This window comes from Burkholderia sp. MSMB0856 (assembly GCF_001524645.2).
In the GTDB taxonomy this organism is placed as follows: domain Bacteria; phylum Pseudomonadota; class Gammaproteobacteria; order Burkholderiales; family Burkholderiaceae; genus Burkholderia; species Burkholderia diffusa.
On record NZ_CP013428.1, the window covers coordinates 278,121 to 300,084 of the forward strand.

Genomic DNA, 21,964 nt, shown 5'->3' on the forward strand with positions numbered 1-21,964 from the left:
CCGCGTGGCGGATGACGTGGCGCCGTCGGTGATTGTGATGTCCTTTCACGAGGAGAAGTCATGACGCAGCAACTCTGGCAACTGTCGGCGACTGAAATTGCGAAGCGTGTGCGGCAGCGTGAAGTCTCCGCGCGGGAAGTGGCGGATGCCACACTGGCGCGCCTCGAAGCGGTGAACCCGGCGATCAATGCGGTGGTCGAGCATCGTCCCGACGAGGTGCGGCGGCAGGCCGACGACGTCGATCGCGCGATCGCCCGCGGCGACGATCCGGGCCCGCTCGCCGGCGTGCCCGTGACGGTGAAGATCAACGTCGACGTCGCGACGTTCGCGACGACCAACGGCACGCGGTTGCAGGAAAACCTGATCGCGAGCGCCGACAGCCCGTCGGTGTCGAACCTGAGAAAGGCCGGCGCCGTGCTGCTCGGCCGCACCAATTCGCCGACGTTCGCGCTGCGCTGGTTCACGTCGAACCTCGTGCACGGCCATACGTACAATCCGCGCAACCGTTCGCTGACGCCGGGCGGTTCGAGCGGCGGCGCGGCGGCTGCCGTGGCCGCCGGGATCGGCCCGATCGCGCTCGGCACCGACATCGGCGGCTCGGTGCGCTATCCGGCCTATGCGTGCGGCGTGCATGGCATCCGTCCGTCGCTCGGGCGTGTGCCGGCATTCAATGCGTCAGGGCCGGAGCGTGCGATCGGCGCGCAACTGATGTCGACGACGGGGCCGATCGCACGCACGATCGACGATCTCGCGCTGGCGCTGCGTGCATTCGCCGCGCCGGACCCGCGCGACCCGTGGTACGTGGCGGTGCCGATCGACGGGCGCGCGGTGCCCAAACGCGCGGCGCTATGCGTGCGTCCGCGCGGTCTGGAGGTCGTGCCCGAGGTCGAGGCCGCGCTGCGCGATGCCGCGCGACGGCTCGTCGACGCGGGCTGGACCGTCGACGAAATCGACGATACGCCGCCGATGCGCGAGGCCGCGCTGTTGCAGGAGCAGCTCTGGCTCGGCGACGGATTCGATGCGCTGGCGAACGCGGTGGCGAGCGACGGCGATCCGGGCGCGGCCGCGGTGATCGCCGCCGTGCGCGGCAAGGTGCGCGATCTGCCGGCCGACGTGATCAGCCGCGCGCTCGTGCGGCGTACGACGCTGACGCGGCAATGGCGGCTCTTTCTCGACGAATATGCGGTGTTGTTGTTGCCGGTGTCGTCCGAGTTGCCGTTTCCCGACGATCTCGATCGGCAAGGGCCGGAAGGGTTCGAGCGCGTCTGGGAAGCGCAGCTCACGCTGCGGGCGCTGCCGGCGATGGGGCTGCCGGGGCTCGCGGTGACGACCGGGATCGTCAACGACGTGCCGGTGGGCGTGCAAGTGGTCGCCACGCATCATCGCGAGGATCTGTGTCTGCTCGCGGGGCGCGACATCGAGGCGCGCGGCGCGCCGATCGTGGCGGTCGATCCGGTACGCTGATGCGATGACGGGGTGCGTGCAGCGACGATGCGCTATGCCCGTCGGCTGTCGTTCATCGATCCATCGTTCCATCGAAGCGCGCCATTCGACCCGGCGCGCGATTTCATTTCGGATTCCGGTGCAACGACAACGCGCGGCGCGCGTCGCGTGCTGCATCGTTCCCGGCCTCGCAGTCGCCGATCCTTTCAAGAACCTTCGATGCACGACATCGAACGGCCATCGCTCCACATCCTCCGCACGAACCCTCGCCGATAGCGCGCGTCTGCTATTGCATTTCACGCGCCGCTGATTAGGAAATGAATTTTTATTGGTTCTGCTTCCCCGACCGCGCTCGCATAGTGGGGCTGACGGCTATAGACAGCAGGCAAGCTGCACCGGCCGCATTCCCGGCGTTTTTGATCATACGAATCTGCGAGAACAAGGAAGCGTGATGACGTTTGCATTGGAAGAACGAACCGCCGCCCAGCAGGCGCTCGAAGACGCCCGCGCGGCGGCCGCATCGGCGGGCACGCCGTACGCCGGTGGCGTGGCGCCGGAAGTTGCGTGGGCGCTGTTTTCCGCCGGGGACGCGTTGCTGGTCGACGTGCGCACCGCGGAAGAACGGAAATTCGTCGGCCACGTGCCGGAGTCGCTGCACGTGCCGTGGGCGACCGGCACGAGCCTGACGCGCAACCCGCGCTTCGTGCGCGAACTCGAAGCGAAGACCGGCAAGGATGCGGTGGTGCTGTTGCTCTGCCGCAGCGGCAACCGGTCCGCGCAGGCGGCCGAAGCGGCGGCCAAGGGCGGCTTCACGCAGGTATTCAACGTGCTCGAGGGGTTCGAGGGCGACCTCGACGAACAGCAGCATCGCGGCGGCCGCAACGGCTGGCGCCATCGCGGCCTGCCGTGGGCGCAGGACTGAGTCACGGCCGTTACGGGGAGAAGTCAGCATGGCCGCATTCGATATCGACGACATCGTCCAGTCGCTCCAGACCGTGCGCCGCGCGTGGCGCGAGAAGCAGCGGCGCTCGCTCGAACCGGGCGGGCGCGACCTGCCGGCGCGCGAGGCGCTTGCGCAGATCATCGGCGCGCTGAAGGGCGTGCTGTTCCCGATGCGGCTCGGGCCGCCCGACCTGCGGCAGGAGAGCGAAAACCTCCATGTGGCCCACGCGCTCGACGCGGCGCTGAATGCGCTGCTCGCGCAGGTGACGCTCGAGCTGCGCTACGCGGCGCGGCAACGCAACGCCGACGCGCAGATCGACGAGGCGGCCGCCACCGCCGTTCAGGCCTTCGCGGCACGGCTTCCCGACATCCGTCGGCTGCTCGACAGCGACGTGCTGGCCGCATTTCATGGCGATCCGGCGGCGGGCAGTGTCGACGAAGTGCTGCTGTGCTACCCCGGCATCCTCGCGATGATCCACCACCGGCTCGCGCACGAGCTGTACCGGCTCGGGCTGCCGCTGCTCGCGCGCATCATCGCCGAGCAGGCGCATGCGGAAACCGGCATCGACATTCATCCGGGCGCCCGGATCGGCGCCGGCTTCTTCATCGACCACGGCACGGGCGTCGTGATCGGCGAGACCGCGATCATCGGCGAGCGCGCGCGCGTGTACCAGGCCGTCACGCTCGGCGCGAAGCGCTTCCCGCGCGATGCGGCCGGCCATCTGGAGAAAGGGCTCGCGCGCCATCCGATCGTCGAGGACGACGTCGTGATCTATGCGGGCGCAACGATCCTCGGCCGCGTGACGATTGGCCGCGGCGCGGTGATCGGCGGCAACGTGTGGCTCACGCAGGACGTGCCGGCGGGCGCGAACATCACGCAGGCCATGCTGCGCAGCGAGGCGAATGCCGCGCCGCACGCGCGAATCGAGCCGGCCGAGCCGGTATCCGACGCGCAGGTGACGACATGAGCGACCTGATCCAGCACTTCGGGGCCAACGTGCGCAAGCTGCGCGAAGCGCGCACGTGGTCGCAGGAGCAGCTCGCCGAACACGCGGGGCTGAACCGTTCGTACGTCGGCGAGATCGAGCGCGGCGAGGCCATTGCATCGATCGTCACCGCCGACAAGATCGCGCGCGCGTTCGACGTGTCGATCTCGACGCTGCTTCTTGGCGTGTACGTCACCTGACGCATCCCGCTTCCCTTCCCGTTCGGTTGTGCCGTGTGACGGCTATAGCATGTTGAGCCGGCAGGTGCGTGCTTCCGATAATCACCAAGCGTCATAAGCAATCCCGTTTTTCATCTTAAGAACCCGGAGCCACACATGTCGACCGTTGCAAGCGGCACGGCCGCGCTGAGCGATCACGCCGCCCGCCAACTAGCGAACGCTACCAAGACCGTCCCGCAGCTTTCCACGATTACGCCGCGCTGGCTGACCCATTTGCTGCAGTGGGTGCCGGTCGAGGCCGGCATCTATCGCCTGAACCAGGTGAAGAACCCGGAAGCCGTGCGCGCCGCGTGCACGCAGCTTGAGGACGAAAGCGTGCTGCCGCAGACATTCGTGCCATACGAGGAACAGCCGCGCGAGTATTTCCTGAACGCGGTGAGCACGGTGCTCGACGTGCACACGCGGATCTCCGATCTCTACAGCAGTCCTCATGACCAGATCAAGGAACAGCTGCGCCTGACGATCGAGACGATCAAGGAGCTGCAGGAAAGCCAGCTGATCAACAACCCGGACTACGGGCTGCTCGCGAACGTGACCGACGAACAGCGGATTTTCCCGCTGACGGGCGCACCGACGCCGGACGACCTCGACGAACTGCTGACCAGGGTGTGGAAGGAACCGGCGTTCTTCCTCACGCACCCGCTCGCGATCGCCGCGTTCGGCCGCGAATGCACGCGGCGAGGCGTGCCGCCGCCGACGGTCAGCCTGTTCGGCTCGCAGTTCCTCACGTGGCGCGGCATTCCGCTGATCCCGTCGGACAAGGTGCCCGTCGCGGACGGCAAGACCAAGATCCTGCTGCTGCGCGTCGGCGACAAGCGCCAGGGTGTCGTCGGCCTCTATCAGCCGGGCGTCGCAGGCGAGCAGGGGCCGGGCCTGTCGGTGCGCTTCATGGGGATCAACAACCAGGCGATCGCGTCGTACCTGATCTCGCTGTACTGCTCGCTCGCGGTCCATTCGCCGGATGCGCTGGCTGTCCTCGATGACGTCGAAATCGCCAAGTACCATGACTATCCCGACACCTACCGTTAATCCCGGCTCGGCCGGCAGCGACGCGCTCGCGTTGCCGCACGCGCCGCTGCCGGCCGGCCTGCCCGACCCGGCGGCGCTCGCGCGGCTCGCGTCCGAGTTCTTCGCGACGCCGCCCGGGCAGGCCACCGCGCCCGGGCTGTCGGCGGGCAGCGGGGCGGTCGGCGGCGTGCCGTCGGCGTTGCCGGCGGCCGCGCCGATCCTCGCGTCGGCGAGCAATCCCGCGCCGGGCGGCTCGCCACTCGCGGGGCCGGGCGGCACGGGCACCGGCGTACCGGGCTTCGCGCTGCCGCAAGGCAAGGCGCCCGGCGCGAACCTCGCGCCGTCCGCGCCGACGCACGTGCTGTCGCTCGGCAATCGCGTGCCCGCGCTCGCGCCGCATGCGGCCGCGCAGAACGGGCTGCCCGACAACGCGGTGTCGATCGCGCCCGCGTTCGAACCGCGCGTCGGCGGCGCGGCGCTCGGCGTGCCGCAGGCGAATGCGGCGGTATCGGAGGGTGCGGTGAAGGCTGCGCCGGCCGCGTCGCCGTATTACTTCACCGACGGCTCGCTGCAGGGCTGGCAGGCGACGCCGCAGGACATCGTCGTGCCGTCGAACGGCCTCGCATCGCCGGAAGCGTTCGGGCTGCCGGGCGACGATGCGTTGCGCGACCTGCTCGCCGTGCAGCGCGACGTGCCGGTGTCGCGTGCATCGGGCGCGGACGTGCCGCGTTACTTCATCGACGATGCGCATGCCGCCGAGCCGCAGGGCAACCTGCATCGCGGCGCGCACCCGCCGTTCGACGTGAACGCGATCCGCCGCGATTTCCCGATCCTGCAGGAACGCGTGAACGGCAAGCAGCTGGTCTGGTTCGACAATGCCGCGACGACGCACAAGCCGCAGGCCGTGATCGATCGTCTTGCCTATTTCTATGCGCACGAAAACTCGAACATCCACCGCGCCGCGCATGCACTGGCGGGCCGCGCGACGGATGCGTACGAGCATGCGCGGGACACCGTGCGGCGCTTCATCGGCGCCGCTTCGCCGGACGAGATCGTGTTCGTGCGCGGCACCACCGAGGCGATCAACCTGATCGCGAAGACTTGGGGCGTGCAGAACGTCGGCGAAGGCGACGAGATCGTCGTGTCGCATCTCGAGCATCACGCGAACATCGTGCCGTGGCAGCAGCTCGCGGCGCTCAAGGGCGCGAAGCTGCGCGTGATTCCGGTCGACGATTCGGGACAGGTGCTGCTCGACGAATACCGGAGACTGCTCAACGACCGCACGAAGATCGTGTCCGTCACGCAGGTGTCGAATGCGCTCGGCACGGTCGTGCCGGTGAAGGAGATCGTCGAGCTCGCGCATCGCGCGGGCGCGAAGGCGCTCGTCGACGGTGCGCAGTCGATCTCGCACATGCGCGTCGACGTGCAGGCGCTGGATGCGGATTTCTTCGTGTTCTCCGGGCACAAGATCTACGGTCCGACCGGCATCGGCGTCGTTTACGGCAAGCGCGCGATCCTCGACGACATGCCGCCGTGGCAGGGCGGCGGCAACATGATCGCGGACGTGACGTTCGAGCGCACGGTATTCCAGCCGCCGCCGAACCGGTTCGAAGCCGGCACCGGCAACATCGCGGACGCGGTGGGGCTGGGGGCCGCGCTCGACTACGTGAGCCGCGTGGGCATCGAGAACATCGCGCGCTACGAGCACGACCTGCTCGCGTATGCGACGAGCGTGCTCGCGCCCGTGCCGGGCGTGCGGCTCGTGGGCACCGCGCGCGACAAGGCGAGCGTGCTGTCGTTCGTGCTGAAGGGCTATGAGACCGAGGAGGTCGGGCAGGCGCTGAACGAAGAGGGCATTGCGGTGCGCTCCGGCCATCATTGCGCGCAGCCGATCCTGCGACGCTTCGGGCTTGAGGCGACGGTGCGCCCGTCGCTCGCGTTCTACAACACGTGCGATGAAGTCGACGCGCTCGTGAGCGTCGTGAGAAGGCTGGCGGCGCGGCGCTGAGACACGCGGCATGCGAAAAGGCCGCTTGCGACTCCCGGCAACGGGGTGTCGCAAGCGGCCTTTTTTCGTGGCGATGCCGGCGCGTGACGGCGCTCAGCGCACGGCCAGCATCCGCCCGCCGAGCCCCATCAGCAGCAGCCCGGCCGTCGTGTCGAGCACGGCCTTGCGCCGGATCAGCAGCCGGCGCACCGACGGGTGCGACGCGAGCAGCGCCATGGTGCAGTACCACGCGCCCGAAATTCCGATCGACAACATGACGACCGCGAGATCGAGCCACGCCGGCGCATGGGCCGGCACCATCAACGCGAAGATACTGCCGTAGAACGCGACGGATTTCGGGTTCGTCATGCTGACCACGTAGCCCTTCTTCGCGGCATGCCAGTCGGAGGACGCGGCCGGCGCGGAAACCGCGGGCGGCGTGCGCGCGGTCAGCACCATTTTCAGGCCGAGCCAGATCAGATACGCGGCGCCCGCGAGCCGCAGCGCGGTGTGCACCCAGGCGACGTGGGTCACGAGCAGGCTGAGGCCGGCAATCGCGACCGCCGCCCAGGTGCCCGATGCGGCGGCGAGGCCGAGCCCGGTCATCACGCCGGCGCGGCGTTGCGCGACGGCGGTCGACGTGACGATCACGAAGTTCGGGCCCGGGCTGGCCACGCTCAGGAGAAGGACGCCGGCGAGCGGCAAAAGGGTGGCGATGGTGGTCGACATGGCTTGGGCGGCAAAGCGACGGAAGGGGCGTTCATCTTACCGCGGGCGCGACTCACCGGTCGCCGCACGGCTGCTTCCGCGATTGTTGAGCGTATTGGAAAGGTCCAATCCGGAAGCAGCAATAGGTGCCGCGAATATGACCGATTATTCTCCCGAGCGCTATACCGGCAGGCCGACGCGAATGCTGTCGGACTGCTTACAAAATCAATCGCTCAGGGAGGCCTTTCATGAAACGCATCGTCGTATCCGGTGGTGTCGGCGCGGTATTCGTCTTGACAGCGGCGTCGTCCGCATTTGCGCAGAGTTCCGTCACGTTGTATGGCCTCGTCGATACGGCGATCCGTTATCAGACGAACGCCGGCCCCGACGGCAAGGACCTGATCGGAATGACCGTCGGCCCCGAAACGCACAGCCGCTGGGGCTTGCGCGGCAGCGAGGATCTCGGCGGCGGCCTGTCGGCGATCTTTCGTCTGGAGAACGGCTTCGAGCTCGGCGACGGCAAGCTGCACGTCGCGAACACGCTGTTCAGCCGGCAGGCATACGTCGGCCTGTCGAGCGACCGGTACGGTTCGCTGACCTTCGGCAACCAGTACGCCCCGCTGTACGACACGATGGGTGACGTGTTCGATCCGATGACCGTCGGCGACTACTGGCAGGACAGCTGGGCGTACAACGGCATCGGCAATTACCTGACCGTGCCGAACTCGGTGAAGTACAAGTTCTCGTACAACGGCTTCAGCATCGATGCGATCTACGGGCTCGGCAATCATGCCGGCGCGATGGGCCTCGACAGCACGTACGGTGTCGAGCTGACCTACGCGCAAGGGCCTGCGTCGATCAACGCCGGCTACCAGCAGACCTCGGTGTCGTCCGTGAACGGCAGTGCGGTCAACGGCGCGAAGGTGAACTTCCTGCACGTGAGCGGCGCATATCAGGTCACGCCGTCCGTGCGCCTGCTGGCCGGCTGGCTGCACGGTCAGGACAAGACGGGCACGACGGACTTCAACATGCAGCAGGCCGGCGCGCCCACGCTCGCCGGCGGCAGCCCGAATCGCATCGACGATACGTTCTACGTCGGCGCGAACTGGCAGGCCACCGCGCCGCTGCTGATCACGGTGGCCGGCTATTACGGCCACGCGCGCAACGCGGAGCGGCTCGACGGCACGCTCGGCTCCGGGATCAATTACTCGGCGACCATGCTGGCCGAATATGCGCTGTCGAAGCACACGGAGGTATACGGCACGGTCGATTTCGCACGCGGCAACGGCGCGTTCGCGGCCGACTACCCGGGCGCCACCAACCGGCTCACCGGCAAGGTTGACCAGATCGGCAGGACCAACAACGTCGGGGCCGCGATCGGCCTGCGCCAGATGTTCTGACGACGGCGCGCGGGGCGGGCGCTTACGAAAAAACGCGTGGCGACCGGTGCCGCCACGCGTCGTGGATCGAAGCGCGCGGTCGCCCGGCTCGGGCGTGCGCGCTTGCCGGCGTCAGAAATCGAACCCCGGGCCGCCTGCGCCCGGACCACCCGGCACCGCAGCCGGCGCCGCATCCTTCGGCGCTTCGAACACCGTCGCATCGGTCGTCAGCAGCAGCCCCGCGACCGACGCCGCGTTCTGCAGCGCGGTGCGCGTGACCTTGGTCGGATCGAGCACGCCCGATTCGACGAGGTCGCCGTATTCACCGGTCTGCGCGTTGTAGCCGAAGTTGCCCGAGCCCTCCGCGACTTTCGCGACGACCACGCTCGCTTCCTCGCCCGCGTTCGTGACGATCTGGCGCAGCGGTTCCTCGAGTGCACGCAGCACGATCTTGATGCCCGCGTCCTGGTCGGCGTTCGCGCCCTTGAGTGCGCGGATCGCCTGCCGCACGCGAATCAGCGCGACGCCGCCGCCCGGCACGATGCCTTCCTCGACGGCCGCGCGCGTCGCGTGCAGCGCATCGTCGACACGATCCTTCTTCTCCTTCACCTCGATCTCGGTCGCGCCGCCGACCTTGATCACCGCGACGCCGCCCGCGAGCTTGGCCACGCGTTCCTGCAGCTTTTCACGGTCGTAGTCGGAGGTCGCTTCCTCGATCTGCACGCGGATCTGCCTCACGCGCGCCTCGATGTTCTTCGCATCGCCCGCGCCGTCGATCACGGTCGTGTTTTCCTTGCCGACCTCGATGCGCTTCGCCTGGCCGAGCTCGGCGAGCGTCGCCTTCTCGAGCGTGAGGCCCGTCTCCTCGGCGACGACCTGGCCGCCGGTCAGGATCGCGATGTCTTCCAGCAGCGCCTTGCGACGATCGCCGAAGCCCGGCGCCTTGACCGCGACCGTCTTCAGGATGCCGCGGATGTTGTTCACGACCAGCGTCGCGAGCGCTTCGCCTTCGACGTCTTCCGCGATGATCAGCAGCGGCCGGCCCGACTTCGCGACCTGTTCGAGCACCGGCAGCAGGTCGCGGATGTTCGAGATCTTCTTGTCGTGCAGCAGGATGTACGGGTTCTCGATTTCGGCGATCTGCTTGTCGGCGTTGTTGATGAAATACGGCGACAGATAGCCGCGATCGAACTGCAATCCTTCGACGACGTCGAGCTCGTCGGCGAGCGACTTGCCGTCCTCCACGGTGATCACGCCTTCCTTGCCGACACGGTCGATCGCTTCGGCGATGCGCTGGCCGATCGATTCCTCGCCGTTCGCGGAGATCGTCGCGACCTGCGCGATTTCCTTGCTGGTGGTGGTCGGCTTGCTGATCTTCTTCAGCTCGTCTACGGCCGATGCCACCGCCTTGTCGATCCCGCGCTTCAGGTCGAGCGGATTGAGCCCGGCCGCGACGTATTTCTGGCCTTCGCGCACGATCGCCTGCGCGAGCACGGTGGCCGTCGTCGTGCCGTCGCCAGCCGCGTCGCTGGTGCGCGACGCGACTTCCTTCACGAGCTGCGCGCCGACGTTCTGCAGCTTGTCCGCGAGTTCGATTTCCTTCGCGACCGACACGCCGTCCTTGGTGACGACGGGTGCGCCGAAGCTGCGTTCGAGCACGACGTTGCGGCCTTTCGGCCCGAGCGTGACCTTCACCGCATTGGCGAGAATGTTGACGCCTTCGGTCAGCTTCGCACGGGCGACGTCGCTGAAAATGATTTCCTTCGCTGCCATGATTGCACTCCGTTATTGACTGACGACCGCGACGATGTCTTCCTCGCGCAGTACGAGGAATTCGTTGCCGTCCACCTTGACGGCCTGGCCTGCGTACTTGCCGAACAGCACGCGTTCGCCGACCTGAAGGTCGGGCACGATGCGCTGGCCGTCCGCGTCCTTGCGGCCGGGGCCGACGGCGATCACTTCGCCCTGGTCGGGCTTTTCCGCGGCGCTGTCGGGGATCACGATGCCCGAGGCGGTGGTGGTTTCCTGGTCGAGTCGCTTCACGATGACCCGGTCATGCAAGGGGCGTAGGCTCATCTGTCCGTCCTGTTCTGTTGCGTCGAAATTGGCTGGCACTCTTTGATGGAGAGTGCTGACGAGTATAAAAACGCGGGACGGCGCGATCCAATAACGGATTCCGAAATGCATTTGCGTGGATGCGCTATGGGAGCGTCGACGACGCGGCACAGCGCGGTACGCGGATGCGGGTACCGGCGCGGAAGAGTGCGCTGTAGAGACGGCAGCGAGGAGAAGGCGGCGTGCGCCGCCTTCATCCGTTACGACGCGACGCGAATCACGACCTTGCCGAAATGCTGACCCGACTGCAGACACGCATAGGCCTGCGGCGCTTCGTCGAAACCGAACACGCGATCGACCACCGGCTTGATCCGTTTCGCATCGACGAGCCGCACGACGTCGTCGAGCATCGCGCGGCTGCCGACCATGATCCCGTGCAGTTTCCGAATGCCGCCGATCAGCGACAGCAGCCCGAGTTCCGGGCCGCCGAACCCGCTGACGCCGCCGATCACCGACACGATGCCGCCCATTTTCGTCGCGGCGACCGAGCGCGCGAGCGTATCGCGTCCGCCGACTTCGATGACGAGATCCGCGCCCGCACCGTCGGTGAGCCGCAGCACTTCATGCTGCCATTCGGGCGTCGTGCGGTAGTTGATCGTTGCGTCCGCACCGAGTGCGCGGGCGCGTTCGAGCTTTGCATCGCTCGACGAAGTCACGATCGTGCGCAGTCCGGCCGCATGCGCGAGCTGCAGCGCGATGATCGAAACACCGCCCGTGCCGAGCAGCACGACCGTCGCGCCCGGTCTCAGCCCGCCGTCGACGAACAGCGCATTCCACGCGGTGATGCCCGCGCACGACAGCGTTGCCGCTTCGTCGTAGTCGAGATGCGCAGGAATCCCGACGAGCGCGGTTTCGTCGGAGACGAAGCGTTCGGCGAGCACGCCGTCGAAATGCGAGCCGGGCGACCCCGAGACCTTCGGCGGCGTGGGCGGCCCGTCGATCCAGTGCGGGAAATACGTGTTGATCACGCGATCGCCCGGCTTGAACCGCGTGACGTCGCGACCGGTCTCGACGACTTCGCCGGCGCCGTCGGCGACGGGTATCAGCGCGTCGGTGCCGATGCCGAGATAGTCGCCGTGCGCGAACATCAGGTCGCGGTAGTTCAGTCCTGCCGAGTGGATTTTCACGACGACGTCGGTCGGCCCGACCGGGCGAAGCGTCGCGTCGATGCGCCGGAGCCCGGCAATGCCGTCCCCCGGTTTGATTTGCCATGCGTGCATGTCGGCTCCTTTTTCGAGATGGACCGGACTATCATAGTGTTGCGCAACGGGACACATTGGCGAGAATTCGGCCAACGATTGTCGCCGGCGCGGACACAAACCTGTCATTCCATCGGAGCGGAACTGCATGGACGAGCGATTGAGAGGCATCGTCGAATTCGTCGACGTCGTGGAGTCGGGCAGCTTCGCGGCGGCGGCGCTGCGCCTCGGCATGACGCGCTCGGCTGTTGCGAAGATCGTCGCGCGGCTCGAACAGCGGCTCGGTGCGCGCCTCTTGCAGCGCACGACGCGTCAGCTCGGCCTGACCGACGAGGGGCTCGTCTATTACGAGCAGTGTCGGCGGTTGCTGGCCGAACTCGGCGAGACGGAAGCCGCGCTCGACGCGGGCCGGCGCGAGCCGACCGGCCGCGTGCGGGTCAGCGTGCCCGTGCTGTTCGGCCGGCAATGCGTGGCGCCCGTCGTGCGGCGCATCATCGAGCGTTATCCGCGGCTTGAAATCGACGTGTCGTTCAGCGATCGCGTCGCCGATCTCGTCAACGACGGCTTCGACATCGCGGTGCGTATCGGCACGCTGGCCGACACGAGTGCGCTGGTCGGCCGGAAGCTTGGGGTGCAGCGCATGGGCATCTGCGCATCGCCTGCCTATCTCGATCGTCACGGCCGGCCGTCGGGGCTCGACGAACTCGCGTCGCACGGCGGCATCGCGTATTCGCGCGGCGGGCAGCCGACGCCGTGGCGAATCATCGGCGCGGACGGCGCGGTGCACGACCATCGCCCGGCAGGCCGCCTGCGATTCGACGACCTGCAGGCGATCGCCGACGCGGCGGCGGCCGGCGCGGGCCTTGCGTGGCTGCCGTGCTGGCTGATGGCGCCGTACGTGCGCGACGGCCGTCTCGTGCTCGTGATGGACAGCGACAGCGTGTCGGGCGCCGAAGTGTTCGCGGTGCGCCCGACGTCGCGCAATGTGCCGATGAAGGTGCGCGTCGTCATCGATGCGCTCGTTGACGAGATTCCGCGCATGCTGGCGTCGGACAACGCGGACGGCGAGCGCGTGCCGCGGCGCATCGTCCAGGCTTCGTAGCCACGACGCGCGATCGAGTCGTCGACGCAAACGACGGCGACCGTACGCGTTTTCTCCACCTGACGCACAATCGGTGCGGATCGTGAATGCGCCGCGCGAGCGCGCGCATCGCGCCGTCTTCGATTATTTCGTCAGAGGCACGAATCATGTCATCCCGCACCTATCTCGTTACCGGCGCATCGCGCGGCATCGGCCTGGCCACCAGCACGCTGCTCGCGCAGCGCGGCCATCGCGTCATCGGTCTCGCGCGCCATGCGCAAGACATCGACTTTCCCGGCGAACTGATCGCATGCGATCTCGCCGACATCGAACAGACGGCTGCGACGCTCGCCCGTATCGGCGCGTCGAGCGAGATCGACGGCATCGTGAACAATGCGGGCATCGCGTTGCCGCAGCCGCTCGGCAAAGTCGATTTCGCATCGCTGCAGGCGGTGTTCGACCTGAACGTGCGCGCGGCGATCCAGGTCACGCAGCATTTCGCCGACGCGATGAAGGCACGCGGCCATGGCCGCATCGTCAACGTATGCAGCCGGGCGATCTTCGGCAGTCTCGATCGCACCGCATACTCGGCCGCGAAGAGCGCGCTCGTCGGCTGCACGCGCACGTGGGCGCTGGAACTGGCCGAACATGGCGTGACGGTCAACGCGGTTGCGCCGGGCCCGATCGAGACGGAACTGTTTCGCCAGACGCGTCCGGTCGGGAGCGACGCGGAGCGGAAGGTACTCGCGACGATTCCCGCCCGTCGCCTCGGCACGCCGCACGATGTAGCCGCGGCGATCGCGTTCCTGCTGTCCGACGATGCGGCGTTCGTCACGGGGCAGGTGCTCGCGGTGGACGGCGGCGGCAGCCTCGGCGGGCGAAGCTGACGCAACGCAAGCAGTGCGGCGCGAGCCGTAAAACAAGGACCGGCGTGCATATTCTCCGTTCCCGTTAGCATGTGACGAATCCGACTTTGGATGCCGAGCGGGCGACGCTAAGATCGCCGATCCGTAGATCGTGCGTTCGACAAAATGAAAAAATCCGCGTCGCCGTTGCATGCCTTCCGTTTCCGTGTCGTTTGCGCCGCGATCGCTGGCGCGCTGTCGCTCGCATCGTGCGGCGGCGTCGACAGCGATCTGCCGCCGCAGGCCAATGCGACGCCCGCGGCCAAGCGCCCGAACATTCTGTACATCATGGCCGACGATCTCGGCTATTCCGACATCCATGCATTTGGCGGCGAGATCAGTACACCGAACCTTGACGCGCTCGTCGCGTCGGGCCGCATTCTGTCGAACCACCACACGGGCACCGTATGCGCGATCACGCGCGCGATGCTGATTTCCGGTACCGATCACCACCTCGTCGGCGAAGGCACGATGGGCGTGCCGACCGACGAGCGGCGCGGGTTGCCGGGCTACGAGGGCTACCTGAACGATCGCGCGCTATCGTTCGCACAACTGCTGAAGGACGCCGGCTATCACACTTATATCGCGGGCAAGTGGCACATCGGTTCGGGGATCGTCGGCAGCGCGACGGGCAGCGGACAGACGCCGGACCAGTGGGGCTTCGAGCGCAGCTACGTGCTGCTCGCCGGCGCGGCGACGAACCACTTCGCGCACGAACCGGCCGGCTCGTCGAACTACACGGAAGACGGCAGCTACGTGCAGCCGGGCCAGCCCGGACAACCGGGCGGCGCGGGCGGCAGTCCGGCCGTGTTCTATTCGACCGACTTCTATACGCAGAAGCTGATCTCGTACATCGATTCGAACAAGCGGGACGGCAAGCCGTTCTTCGCGTACGCGGCCTACACGTCGCCGCACTGGCCGCTGCAGGTACCGGACCCGTGGCTGCACAAATATGCGGGCGTATACGACGCCGGCTACGACGCGATCCGCAACGCGCGGATCGCGCGACAGAAGGCGCTCGGGCTGATCCCGACCGACTTCAAGCCATTTGACGGCCTTCCGGAAACGACGTCGGCATCGCCGGCCACGGCGAACAACGGCACCGCGAACGCGAAGTACATCAGCGCCGTGCATTCGGCCGCCGACGGCTACAGCGACTACGGCACCGGCAAGGTCGACAAGCTGTGGGCGAGCCTGAGCCCAGCCGAGCGCCGTGCGCAGGCGCGCTACATGGAGATCTATGCGGGGATGGTCGAGAACCTCGACTACAACATCGGCCTCTTGATCCAGCACTTGAAGGATATCGGCGAATACGACAACACGTTCATCATGTTCCAGTCGGACAACGGCGCGGAAGGCTGGCCGATCGACTCCGGCGCGGACCCGACGGCGACCGACACCGCGAACGGGCAGGACCCGGTCTATTCGACGCTCGGCACCGACAACGGCAAGCAGAACGCGCAACGGCTGCAATACGGCTTGCGCTGGGCCGAAGTGAGCGCGACGCCGTTCCGGCTCACGAAGGGCTATTCGGCCGAAGGCGGCGTGTCGACGCCGACGATCGTGCGTCTGCCGGGGCAGACGCGGCAGTTGCCGACGCTGCGTGCGTTCACGCACGTGACCGACAACACGGCGACCTTCCTCGCGGTCGCGGGCGTCACGCCGCCGTCGCAGCCGGCGCCGCCGCTCGTGAACACGTTGACGGGCGTCGATCAGAACAAGGGCAAGGTCGTCTACAACAACCGCTACGTCTATCCGGTGACGGGGCAGTCGCTGCTGCCGGTGCTCACCGGCTCGGCGACGGGCGAAGTGCATACGACGCCGTTCGGCGACGAAGCGTACGGCCGCGCGTACCTGCGCAGCGCCGACGGCCGCTGGAAGGCGTTGTGGACCGAGCCGCCGCTTGGGCCGCTCGATGGCCACTGGCAGCTGTACGACCTCGCGGCGGACCGCGGCGAGACGACCGACGTGTCCGCGCAAAACCCGTCGGTGATCAGCACGCTCGTCGACCAGTGGAAGACCTACATGAGCAACGTCGGCGGGGTGGAGCCGCTGCGTCCGCGCGGTTACTACTGAGGGCGACACGATGCGGTTCCGCTTCCGGACACTCGGCGCGGCGCTCGCGGCCACGCTGTTCGCGGCTGCGTTCGCCGTCGGCTATGCGAGCCCGTCGGCGTCGCCCGGCGGCGCCTTCGACGACGCGAATCGCGGCCGTCCGCTCGCGCCGCTCGGCTCCGAACGGCAGTGCGAGCGCTACTCGGGGTTGCCGGCGAAGTGGCGCGACGACCCGAAGGCCGGGATGGTGCACCTGAGCGGCGGCGCGTTCGTGTTCGGCAGCACGCGCGGCTATGCGGACGAGCGTCCGGCTAGTGACGGCAAGACGCGTGTCGGCGGCTTCTGGATCGACCAGACCGACGTGACGATCGCGCAGTTCGCCGCGTTCGTGCAGGCGACCGGCTACGTGACCGAGGCCGAGCAGCAAGGCGGCGCGGCGGTGTTTCATGTGCCGACGCGCGACGAGTTGAACGCGCGCGACCTCGCGTGGTGGACGTGGGTGAAGGGCGCATCGTGGCGGCAGCCGCGCGGCCCCGGCAGCGGCGTCGCCGGGCTCGGCAACCTGCCCGTCACGCTTGTCACGCAGCGCGACGCGCTCGCGTATGCGCGCTGGCTCGGCCGCGATCTGCCGACCGAAGCCGAATGGGAATATGCGGGCAAGGCCGGTCGCGACGACGTATCGCTCGACGCGGCGCCGCGCGACGCGCAGGGCAAGCCGGCCGCGAATTACTGGCAGGGCGCGTTTCCGGTGCTCGATACGGCCGAGGACGGCCACGCGGGGCTGGCGCCCGTGGGCTGCTACGCGGCGAACGGCTTCCGCCTGTACGACATGATCGGCAACGCATGGGAATGGACCAAGGACGCATACACGGGCCCGCATCAGTCGCACACGAACGGCGACACGGCGGCCGTCGCGCCGCCGACGCGGCGGCACGACACGCCGATGGTGATCAAGGGTGGTTCGTTCCTGTGCTCGCGCGATTACTGCGTGCGCTATCGCGCGTCGTCGCGTGAACAGCAGGAAGCCGATCTCGGCGCGTCGCATATCGGGTTCCGCACGATTCTGAGGGATGCGTCATGAAGCAGGCACTGCGTGTCTTTGCGGTGTCGCTGGCCGTTGCGTGCGGCCTCGCTCATCCGGCCGGGGCCGCCGCCGAATCCGCCGCGCCGGCGGTACGTGTCGGCGTGACGCGCGGCGTGCACGCGGACATCCTCGACGAGGTGAAACGCGTCGCGGCCAGGCGCGGGCTGGGTGTCGACGTCGTCGAATTCGACGACGCGTCGCGCGTCGATGCCGCGCTCGCGGACGGCACGATCGACGCGGCCAGCTTCGAGGACGCGCAGCGCCTTGCCGCGACGCGCACGGCGAAAGGCTATGCACTGACCGCTGTCGCGCCGACCGTCACGTTGCCGATGGCACTCTATTCGCTCAAGCTAAGGAATCTGAACGATTTGCAGCCCGGTGCGACGGTTGCGATCCCGGCCGATCCGCGCGGGATGGCACGTGCGCTCGTGCTGCTGCAGAACGACACGCTGGTGACGCTGCGCGAAAAGGCCGGCCTGCATGCGACGCTGCGCGACGTGACGGGCAACCGGCTTGCGCTGAAATTCGTGGCCCTGCGCCGTGACCGGCTGCATGCGGCGCTCGACTCGGCCGTGTTCGTCGCGATGGACAGCGAGGACGCCGCGCGCGCGGGGCTGCAGCCGGCGCGCGACAGCATCAATCTCGAGGATGCACGCTCGCCGTATGCGAACGTGCTGACCGTGCGCGACACCGACCGCGCGAAGCCGTGGGTCGCGCAACTCGTCGCCGCGTATCACTCGGACGACGTCGCACATTACATTCTGACGCGCTATCAGGACTCGGTGCGACGGCCGTGGTAGACGGCTATCGTCTCGCGTGCGATGCGTGCGGACGCTGCTGCAATGGTGCGCACTGCGTGCCTTACACTTGCCGCTCTTTCAACCGTCTCCGATGGAGCGCGCATGTACGCCTCGACCTTCATTTTCCGCGCAGGGAAATACGACGACGAGTTTCACCGGCTCGACCGCCAGATCGCCGACATGGCGCGCGCGACGCCCGGCTACCTCGGCGAGGAGACGTGGGAGAACACCGAGGCGGGGCTGATCCAGAACGTTTACTACTGGGAATCGGAGGCGGCGCTGCAGCAGTTGATTCGGCATCCCGCGCATCTGGAAGCGAAGGCGAAGCAGGCGCGCTGGCTGGACGGCTATCGCGTGGTGATCTCGCAGGTGTTGCGCGAGTATGGCGACGGCAAGCTCGCGCTGTCGCGTGCGGGGCAGCCGGCGTAAGCTGATCGCCGAACGGGCGCTTCAGGCGCCGTGCGTGATCCGCCCGGCATCCCCACACCACCTCAAAGCGCCTCGACCAGCAACCGGTTGCTCTTCTCGCAATACTCGTGACACGCAGCCCGCGCCGCGATCGACGCGCCGTGCACGAATTTCGGCGCATCCGCCCGCCGCGACATCGACACGACGATCGACGGCGGCGACGGCTGCAGCGGCAGCTCGACGACCTCGCCGCTGGCGATCAACGCATCGACGAACAGCACCGGAATCGCCGCCACGCCGAAGCCGTCGCGCACGAGCTGTACGATCACCGAGATCGACGGCGAGCCGGTGATGCGCGTCTCCGACAGCGGCACGCCATGCGCGTGCGCGAGCGTGCGCACGATGTCCTCGAGCGCACGGTGGGGCGCGGTGCCGCGCCCGTAAGTCAGGATCGGCTGGCGCAGCACCTGCCGCGCGAGCCCCGTGCGCGCGGTCGGGAGCAGCCCGGCGCGCGCGATCCAGCGCACCGGATAGTTCGCGAGCGCGTCGCAGACGACCGATGCCTCGTCGCTGCCCTCCACGCGGATGATCAGATCGAGCTCGCCGGCCATCAGCCGGCGCTGCAGCACGACGCTGACGTCGACGGTCAGGTCGATCTCCAGCTGCGGATAGTCGGCGGCGAGGCGGCGCAGGTAATGCGGCAGCCAGCTGTGCACGACCGTCTCGATCACGCCGAGCCGCAGCTTGCCGCGCAGCGCGCTTTCGCCGGCCGCGGCGGCCTGCAGTTCGTGCGTGGCCTCGACGACGGCCTTCGCATAGCCGAGCAGATATTCGCCGTTCGGCGTGAGCCGGAATTCGCGGCTGTCGCGATCGACGAGCACGGTCTGCAATTCATCCTCGAGCGCCTTCAGGCGCTGCGAGATCGCGGCCGGCGTCGCGTGCAGCGCGGCGGCCGTCGTGCGGAAGTTGCGCAGCTTCGCGAGCGTGACGAAGGTTTCGAGGAAACGCGTGTTCATGGCGGTCGGCAAGGCGTTGGGCGCGCAGCTTCCCCCGCTGAAAAAATGAACGGGACTGGGGAAAACCCGGTTCCGTGTAAAGAAATTCTATACACGCGACGCAAAAAAACTCGTTGGCGACAAAATTTTTTCTTTTCTATTCTTCGCCGTATCCGCTGACGCAACCGTCATCCAACGACATACCGATCCGCCAACGACCGTCATGACACCTTCCGAATTCCGCCAGTCCGTGCGCAACGGCGCGTTCCGCAGCCCGACGGCCGGCCAGTGCGGCCCGTTCGCGCAAGCGAACCTCGCGATCCTGCCGAACGCGTACGCGCACGATTTCCTGCGCTTCTGCCAGGCGAATCCGAAGGCGTGCCCGCTGCTGGGCGTCGGCGAACCGGGCGCGTTCCGGCTTGACGTGCTCGGCGCGGATCTCGACATCCGCACCGACGTGCCGAGCTACAACGTATACCGCGACGGCCGCCTGACCGAGCGGGTCGAATCGCTCGAGGCGCTGTGGCGCGACGATTTCGTCGTGTTCGCGATCGGCTGCTCGTTCTCGTTCGAGGACATGCTGGCGCGTGAAGGGATCGGGCTGCGCCACATCGAGGAGGGTCGTAACGTGCCGATGTATCGCACGTCGATTCCGAATCGCCGCGCGGGGATCTTCGGCGGGCAGCTGGTCGTGTCGATGCGGCCGCTGCGCGGCGCCGACGCGATCCGCGCGGTGCAGATCACGAGCCGGTTTCCGGGCGTGCATGGCGCGCCGGTCCATATCGGCCATCCGCGTGAACTCGGCATCGCCGATCTCGGCGCCCCCGATTTCGGCGACGCCGTGACGGTGCGCGACGACGAGCTGCCGGTGTTCTGGGCGTGCGGCGTGACGCCGCAAACCGCGCTGATGGAAGCGAAGCTGCCGCTCGCGATCGCGCATACGCCCGGCTACATGCTGATGACCGACATCACGAACGCGTCGCTGGCCGTGTTCTGACCCGACCGACGCCGGCGGCCCGCGCGGTCGCTGGTCCGGCCCCGACGCGGCGGCGCGCCGCCGCCGCAAACGATCCGCCCGACCGGAGGGCGGCGCGCAGCCGCGGCCCGACGATCGCGAGCGCGACGCACGACGCACGACGCACGACGCACGACGCACCACGCACCACGCACCACGCACCACGCACCACGCACCACACGCACCACACGCACCACACGCACGGTTTCGACCGCACATTTCGACAGGAGCTTCACCATGGAAAGCAAGACCCTCGCGGCGCCCGCCGCCGACCCCGCGGGCCCCGCGCGCAACGGCCTGTTCGGATGGTATGCGGACGCGCAGCCGCGCGAGCGCCGCGCGTTCTGGAGCTGCAAGGTCGGCTACATGCTGGACGGAATGGACACGCAGATGCTGTCGTTCGTGATCCCGACGCTCGTCGCGACCTGGGGCATCTCGCTCGCGGACGCCGGCTTCATCGGCACGATGACGCTGCTCGCGTCGGCGCTCGGCGGCTGGATCGCCGGGATCCTGTCCGACCGGATCGGCCGCGTGCGCACGCTGCAGCTGACGGTGCTGTGGTTCGCGGTGTTCACCGCATTGTGCGGGCTCGCGCAGAACTATCACCAGCTGCTCGCGGCGCGCGCGCTGATGGGCTTCGGCTTCGGCGGCGAATGGACGGCCGGCGCGGTGCTGATCGGCGAAGTGATCCGCGCGCGCGATCGCGGCAAGGCGGTCGGCCTCGTGCAGTCGGGCTGGGCGATCGGCTGGGGGCTGTCCGCGCTGCTGTATGCGCTGCTGTTCTCGGTGCTGCCGGCCGAGCAGGCATGGCGCGCGCTGTTCCTCGTCGGCCTCGCGCCCGCGCTGCTGGTGGTCGTGATCCGCCGCTACGTGAAGGAGCCCGACGTCTACGAGAAGGAGAAGGCCACGCAGGCGAAGGTGGCCGACGCGCCGCGTCTCACCGAAATCTTCGCGCCGAAGCTGCTGTCGACGACGCTGCGCGCGGCGCTGCTGACGACCGGCGCGCAAGGCGGCTACTACGCGATCACGACCTGGCTGCCGACGTTCCTGAAGACCGAGCGGCACCTGACCGTGATGGGCACCGGCGGCTATCTCGCGATGATCATCTTCGGCTCGTGGGTCGGCTACCTGACGAGCGCATACCTGACCGACCGCCTCGGCCGCAAGCCGAACTTCATCCTGTTCGCAGTCGGCTCGATGGTGATCGCGTTCTCGTACACGTCGCTGAACCTGACCAATGCGTCGATGCTGTGGCTCGGCTTCCCGCTCGGTTTCTTCGCGTCGGGCATCTTCTCCGGGATGGGCGCGTTCCTCACCGAACTGTTCCCGACCCGCGTGCGCGGCTCGGGCCAAGGCTTCTGCTACAACGTCGGCCGCGCGATCGGCGCACTGTTTCCGTTCCTGATCGGCGCGCTGTCGAAGCAGTACGGGCTCGGCATGAGCATCGGCATCTTCGCGGTCGCCGCATACGGCGTGGTGATCGTCGCCGCGCTGACGCTGCCCGAAACGCGCGGCCGCGAACTCGACGCCGCCTGAGCGGGCATCCGCCCGCCGCCTTTTTACCGCTCCCTTTTCATCGAAGCCCTCACGCGGCGCGCGACGCGCGCCGTGCGGC

20 protein-coding genes are annotated in these 21,964 nt (G+C 67.9%); 15 read left to right on the plus strand and 5 right to left on the minus strand.

Annotated features, from left to right (window positions below):
• The first annotated feature begins 60 nt into the window (after positions 1-60).
• From WS87_RS18865 to WS87_RS18890, 6 genes are all read left to right on the plus strand, one after another.
• On the plus strand, positions 61-1,464 hold the full coding sequence (locus WS87_RS18865) for an amidase family protein (RefSeq protein ID WP_059818584.1): 1,404 nt from the start codon (positions 61-63) through the stop codon (positions 1,462-1,464).
• A gap of 430 nt (positions 1,465-1,894) precedes the next feature.
• Complete coding sequence (locus tag WS87_RS18870; RefSeq protein WP_059818585.1) at positions 1,895-2,365, plus strand: rhodanese-like domain-containing protein; 471 nt, start codon at positions 1,895-1,897, stop codon at positions 2,363-2,365.
• A gap of 28 nt (positions 2,366-2,393) precedes the next feature.
• Complete coding sequence (gene epsC, locus WS87_RS18875) at positions 2,394-3,353, plus strand: serine O-acetyltransferase EpsC (RefSeq protein WP_059818586.1); 960 nt, start codon at positions 2,394-2,396, stop codon at positions 3,351-3,353.
• Positions 3,350-3,571 carry a helix-turn-helix domain-containing protein gene (locus WS87_RS18880; protein ID WP_059818587.1) on the plus strand — a complete coding sequence of 74 codons (222 nt, stop codon included), beginning with the start codon at positions 3,350-3,352 and terminating at the stop codon, positions 3,569-3,571. The genes epsC and WS87_RS18880 overlap by 4 nt, the downstream gene beginning before the upstream one ends.
• A gap of 135 nt (positions 3,572-3,706) precedes the next feature.
• Positions 3,707-4,639: a family 2A encapsulin nanocompartment shell protein gene (locus WS87_RS18885; protein ID WP_059818588.1), complete on the plus strand. Its 933-nt coding sequence runs from the start codon at positions 3,707-3,709 to the stop codon at positions 4,637-4,639.
• A complete protein-coding gene (locus tag WS87_RS18890) occupies positions 4,614-6,626 on the plus strand; it encodes a family 2A encapsulin nanocompartment cargo protein cysteine desulfurase (protein ID WP_059818589.1) in 2,013 nt (670 codons plus the stop codon). Before WS87_RS18885 ends, WS87_RS18890 begins: the two co-directional genes overlap by 26 nt.
• Before the next feature lie 93 nt (positions 6,627-6,719).
• On the opposite strand, the gene WS87_RS18895 is transcribed toward WS87_RS18890, so the two are convergent.
• Positions 6,720-7,334 (minus strand): LysE family translocator, encoded by a 615-nt coding sequence (locus tag WS87_RS18895; protein WP_059818590.1) that lies wholly within the window; start codon positions 7,332-7,334, stop codon positions 6,720-6,722.
• 227 nt (positions 7,335-7,561) lie between these two features.
• Here WS87_RS18895 and WS87_RS18900 point away from each other — a divergent pair, with 227 nt between their 5' ends.
• On the plus strand, positions 7,562-8,713 hold the full coding sequence (locus tag WS87_RS18900) for a porin (RefSeq protein WP_059702853.1): 1,152 nt from the start codon (positions 7,562-7,564) through the stop codon (positions 8,711-8,713).
• A gap of 111 nt (positions 8,714-8,824) precedes the next feature.
• On the opposite strand, the gene groL is transcribed toward WS87_RS18900, so the two are convergent.
• From groL to WS87_RS18915, 3 genes are all read right to left on the minus strand, one after another.
• A complete protein-coding gene (gene groL / locus WS87_RS18905; protein ID WP_059690357.1) occupies positions 8,825-10,465 on the minus strand; it encodes a chaperonin GroEL in 1,641 nt (546 codons plus the stop codon).
• A 12-nt stretch (positions 10,466-10,477) separates the two neighbouring features.
• On the minus strand, positions 10,478-10,768 hold the full coding sequence (locus WS87_RS18910) for a co-chaperone GroES (protein ID WP_059532162.1): 291 nt from the start codon (positions 10,766-10,768) through the stop codon (positions 10,478-10,480).
• Between the two features lie 239 nt (positions 10,769-11,007).
• On the minus strand, positions 11,008-12,027 hold the full coding sequence (locus tag WS87_RS18915; RefSeq protein WP_059818591.1) for a zinc-dependent alcohol dehydrogenase family protein: 1,020 nt from the start codon (positions 12,025-12,027) through the stop codon (positions 11,008-11,010).
• 127 nt (positions 12,028-12,154) lie between these two features.
• Between WS87_RS18915 and WS87_RS18920 the strand changes: the two genes are divergently transcribed.
• The 6 genes from WS87_RS18920 (at position 12,155) to WS87_RS18945 (ending at position 18,360) form a co-directional block, all read left to right on the plus strand.
• Positions 12,155-13,108 (plus strand): LysR family transcriptional regulator, encoded by a 954-nt coding sequence (locus tag WS87_RS18920; protein WP_059818592.1) that lies wholly within the window; start codon positions 12,155-12,157, stop codon positions 13,106-13,108.
• A 146-nt stretch (positions 13,109-13,254) separates the two neighbouring features.
• Complete coding sequence (locus tag WS87_RS18925; protein WP_059818593.1) at positions 13,255-13,974, plus strand: SDR family oxidoreductase; 720 nt, start codon at positions 13,255-13,257, stop codon at positions 13,972-13,974.
• Between the two features lie 144 nt (positions 13,975-14,118).
• A complete protein-coding gene (locus WS87_RS18930) occupies positions 14,119-16,068 on the plus strand; it encodes an arylsulfatase (protein WP_059818594.1) in 1,950 nt (649 codons plus the stop codon).
• A 10-nt stretch (positions 16,069-16,078) separates the two neighbouring features.
• Positions 16,079-17,128, plus strand: coding sequence for a formylglycine-generating enzyme family protein (locus tag WS87_RS18935; RefSeq protein ID WP_059818595.1), 1,050 nt, complete (start codon positions 16,079-16,081; stop codon positions 17,126-17,128).
• A complete protein-coding gene (locus WS87_RS18940; RefSeq protein ID WP_059818596.1) occupies positions 17,125-17,931 on the plus strand; it encodes a MetQ/NlpA family lipoprotein in 807 nt (268 codons plus the stop codon). The genes WS87_RS18935 and WS87_RS18940 overlap by 4 nt, the downstream gene beginning before the upstream one ends.
• 102 nt (positions 17,932-18,033) lie before the next feature.
• On the plus strand, positions 18,034-18,360 hold the full coding sequence (locus WS87_RS18945; protein WP_059818597.1) for an antibiotic biosynthesis monooxygenase family protein: 327 nt from the start codon (positions 18,034-18,036) through the stop codon (positions 18,358-18,360).
• A 62-nt stretch (positions 18,361-18,422) separates the two neighbouring features.
• Here WS87_RS18945 and WS87_RS18950 read toward each other — a convergent pair whose 3' ends face one another.
• The gene (locus WS87_RS18950) at positions 18,423-19,355 is read right to left on the minus strand and encodes a LysR family transcriptional regulator (RefSeq protein WP_044847290.1); all 933 of its coding nucleotides are present in this window, start codon (positions 19,353-19,355) and stop codon (positions 18,423-18,425) included.
• A 202-nt stretch (positions 19,356-19,557) separates the two neighbouring features.
• Here WS87_RS18950 and WS87_RS18960 point away from each other — a divergent pair, with 202 nt between their 5' ends.
• Entirely contained in the window at positions 19,558-20,331 is a 774-nt protein-coding gene (locus WS87_RS18960; protein ID WP_059818598.1) for a putative hydro-lyase, read from the plus strand.
• Between the two features lie 255 nt (positions 20,332-20,586).
• Positions 20,587-21,885: an MFS transporter gene (locus WS87_RS18965; RefSeq protein WP_059818599.1), complete on the plus strand. Its 1,299-nt coding sequence runs from the start codon at positions 20,587-20,589 to the stop codon at positions 21,883-21,885.
• The last annotated feature ends 79 nt before the right edge of the window (positions 21,886-21,964 follow it).

What these genes read in the sequence shown, in the direction of transcription:
- WS87_RS18865 (WP_059818584.1), top strand. Translation starts at nt 61, where the DNA reads ATGACGCAGCAACTCTGGCAACTGTCGGCGACTGAAATTGCGAAGCGT.
- WS87_RS18870 (WP_059818585.1), top strand. Translation starts at nt 1,895, where the DNA reads ATGACGTTTGCATTGGAAGAACGAACCGCCGCCCAGCAGGCGCTCGAA.
- epsC (WP_059818586.1), top strand. Translation starts at nt 2,394, where the DNA reads ATGGCCGCATTCGATATCGACGACATCGTCCAGTCGCTCCAGACCGTG.
- WS87_RS18880 (WP_059818587.1), top strand. Translation starts at nt 3,350, where the DNA reads ATGAGCGACCTGATCCAGCACTTCGGGGCCAACGTGCGCAAGCTGCGC.
- WS87_RS18885 (WP_059818588.1), top strand. Translation starts at nt 3,707, where the DNA reads ATGTCGACCGTTGCAAGCGGCACGGCCGCGCTGAGCGATCACGCCGCC.
- WS87_RS18890 (WP_059818589.1), top strand. Translation starts at nt 4,614, where the DNA reads ATGACTATCCCGACACCTACCGTTAATCCCGGCTCGGCCGGCAGCGAC.
- WS87_RS18895 (WP_059818590.1), bottom strand. Translation starts at nt 7,334, where the DNA reads ATGTCGACCACCATCGCCACCCTTTTGCCGCTCGCCGGCGTCCTTCTC.
- WS87_RS18900 (WP_059702853.1), top strand. Translation starts at nt 7,562, where the DNA reads ATGAAACGCATCGTCGTATCCGGTGGTGTCGGCGCGGTATTCGTCTTG.
- groL (WP_059690357.1), bottom strand. Translation starts at nt 10,465, where the DNA reads ATGGCAGCGAAGGAAATCATTTTCAGCGACGTCGCCCGTGCGAAGCTG.
- WS87_RS18910 (WP_059532162.1), bottom strand. Translation starts at nt 10,768, where the DNA reads ATGAGCCTACGCCCCTTGCATGACCGGGTCATCGTGAAGCGACTCGAC.
- WS87_RS18915 (WP_059818591.1), bottom strand. Translation starts at nt 12,027, where the DNA reads ATGCACGCATGGCAAATCAAACCGGGGGACGGCATTGCCGGGCTCCGG.
- WS87_RS18920 (WP_059818592.1), top strand. Translation starts at nt 12,155, where the DNA reads ATGGACGAGCGATTGAGAGGCATCGTCGAATTCGTCGACGTCGTGGAG.
- WS87_RS18925 (WP_059818593.1), top strand. Translation starts at nt 13,255, where the DNA reads ATGTCATCCCGCACCTATCTCGTTACCGGCGCATCGCGCGGCATCGGC.
- WS87_RS18930 (WP_059818594.1), top strand. Translation starts at nt 14,119, where the DNA reads ATGAAAAAATCCGCGTCGCCGTTGCATGCCTTCCGTTTCCGTGTCGTT.
- WS87_RS18935 (WP_059818595.1), top strand. Translation starts at nt 16,079, where the DNA reads ATGCGGTTCCGCTTCCGGACACTCGGCGCGGCGCTCGCGGCCACGCTG.
- WS87_RS18940 (WP_059818596.1), top strand. Translation starts at nt 17,125, where the DNA reads ATGAAGCAGGCACTGCGTGTCTTTGCGGTGTCGCTGGCCGTTGCGTGC.
- WS87_RS18945 (WP_059818597.1), top strand. Translation starts at nt 18,034, where the DNA reads ATGTACGCCTCGACCTTCATTTTCCGCGCAGGGAAATACGACGACGAG.
- WS87_RS18950 (WP_044847290.1), bottom strand. Translation starts at nt 19,355, where the DNA reads ATGAACACGCGTTTCCTCGAAACCTTCGTCACGCTCGCGAAGCTGCGC.
- WS87_RS18960 (WP_059818598.1), top strand. Translation starts at nt 19,558, where the DNA reads ATGACACCTTCCGAATTCCGCCAGTCCGTGCGCAACGGCGCGTTCCGC.
- WS87_RS18965 (WP_059818599.1), top strand. Translation starts at nt 20,587, where the DNA reads ATGGAAAGCAAGACCCTCGCGGCGCCCGCCGCCGACCCCGCGGGCCCC.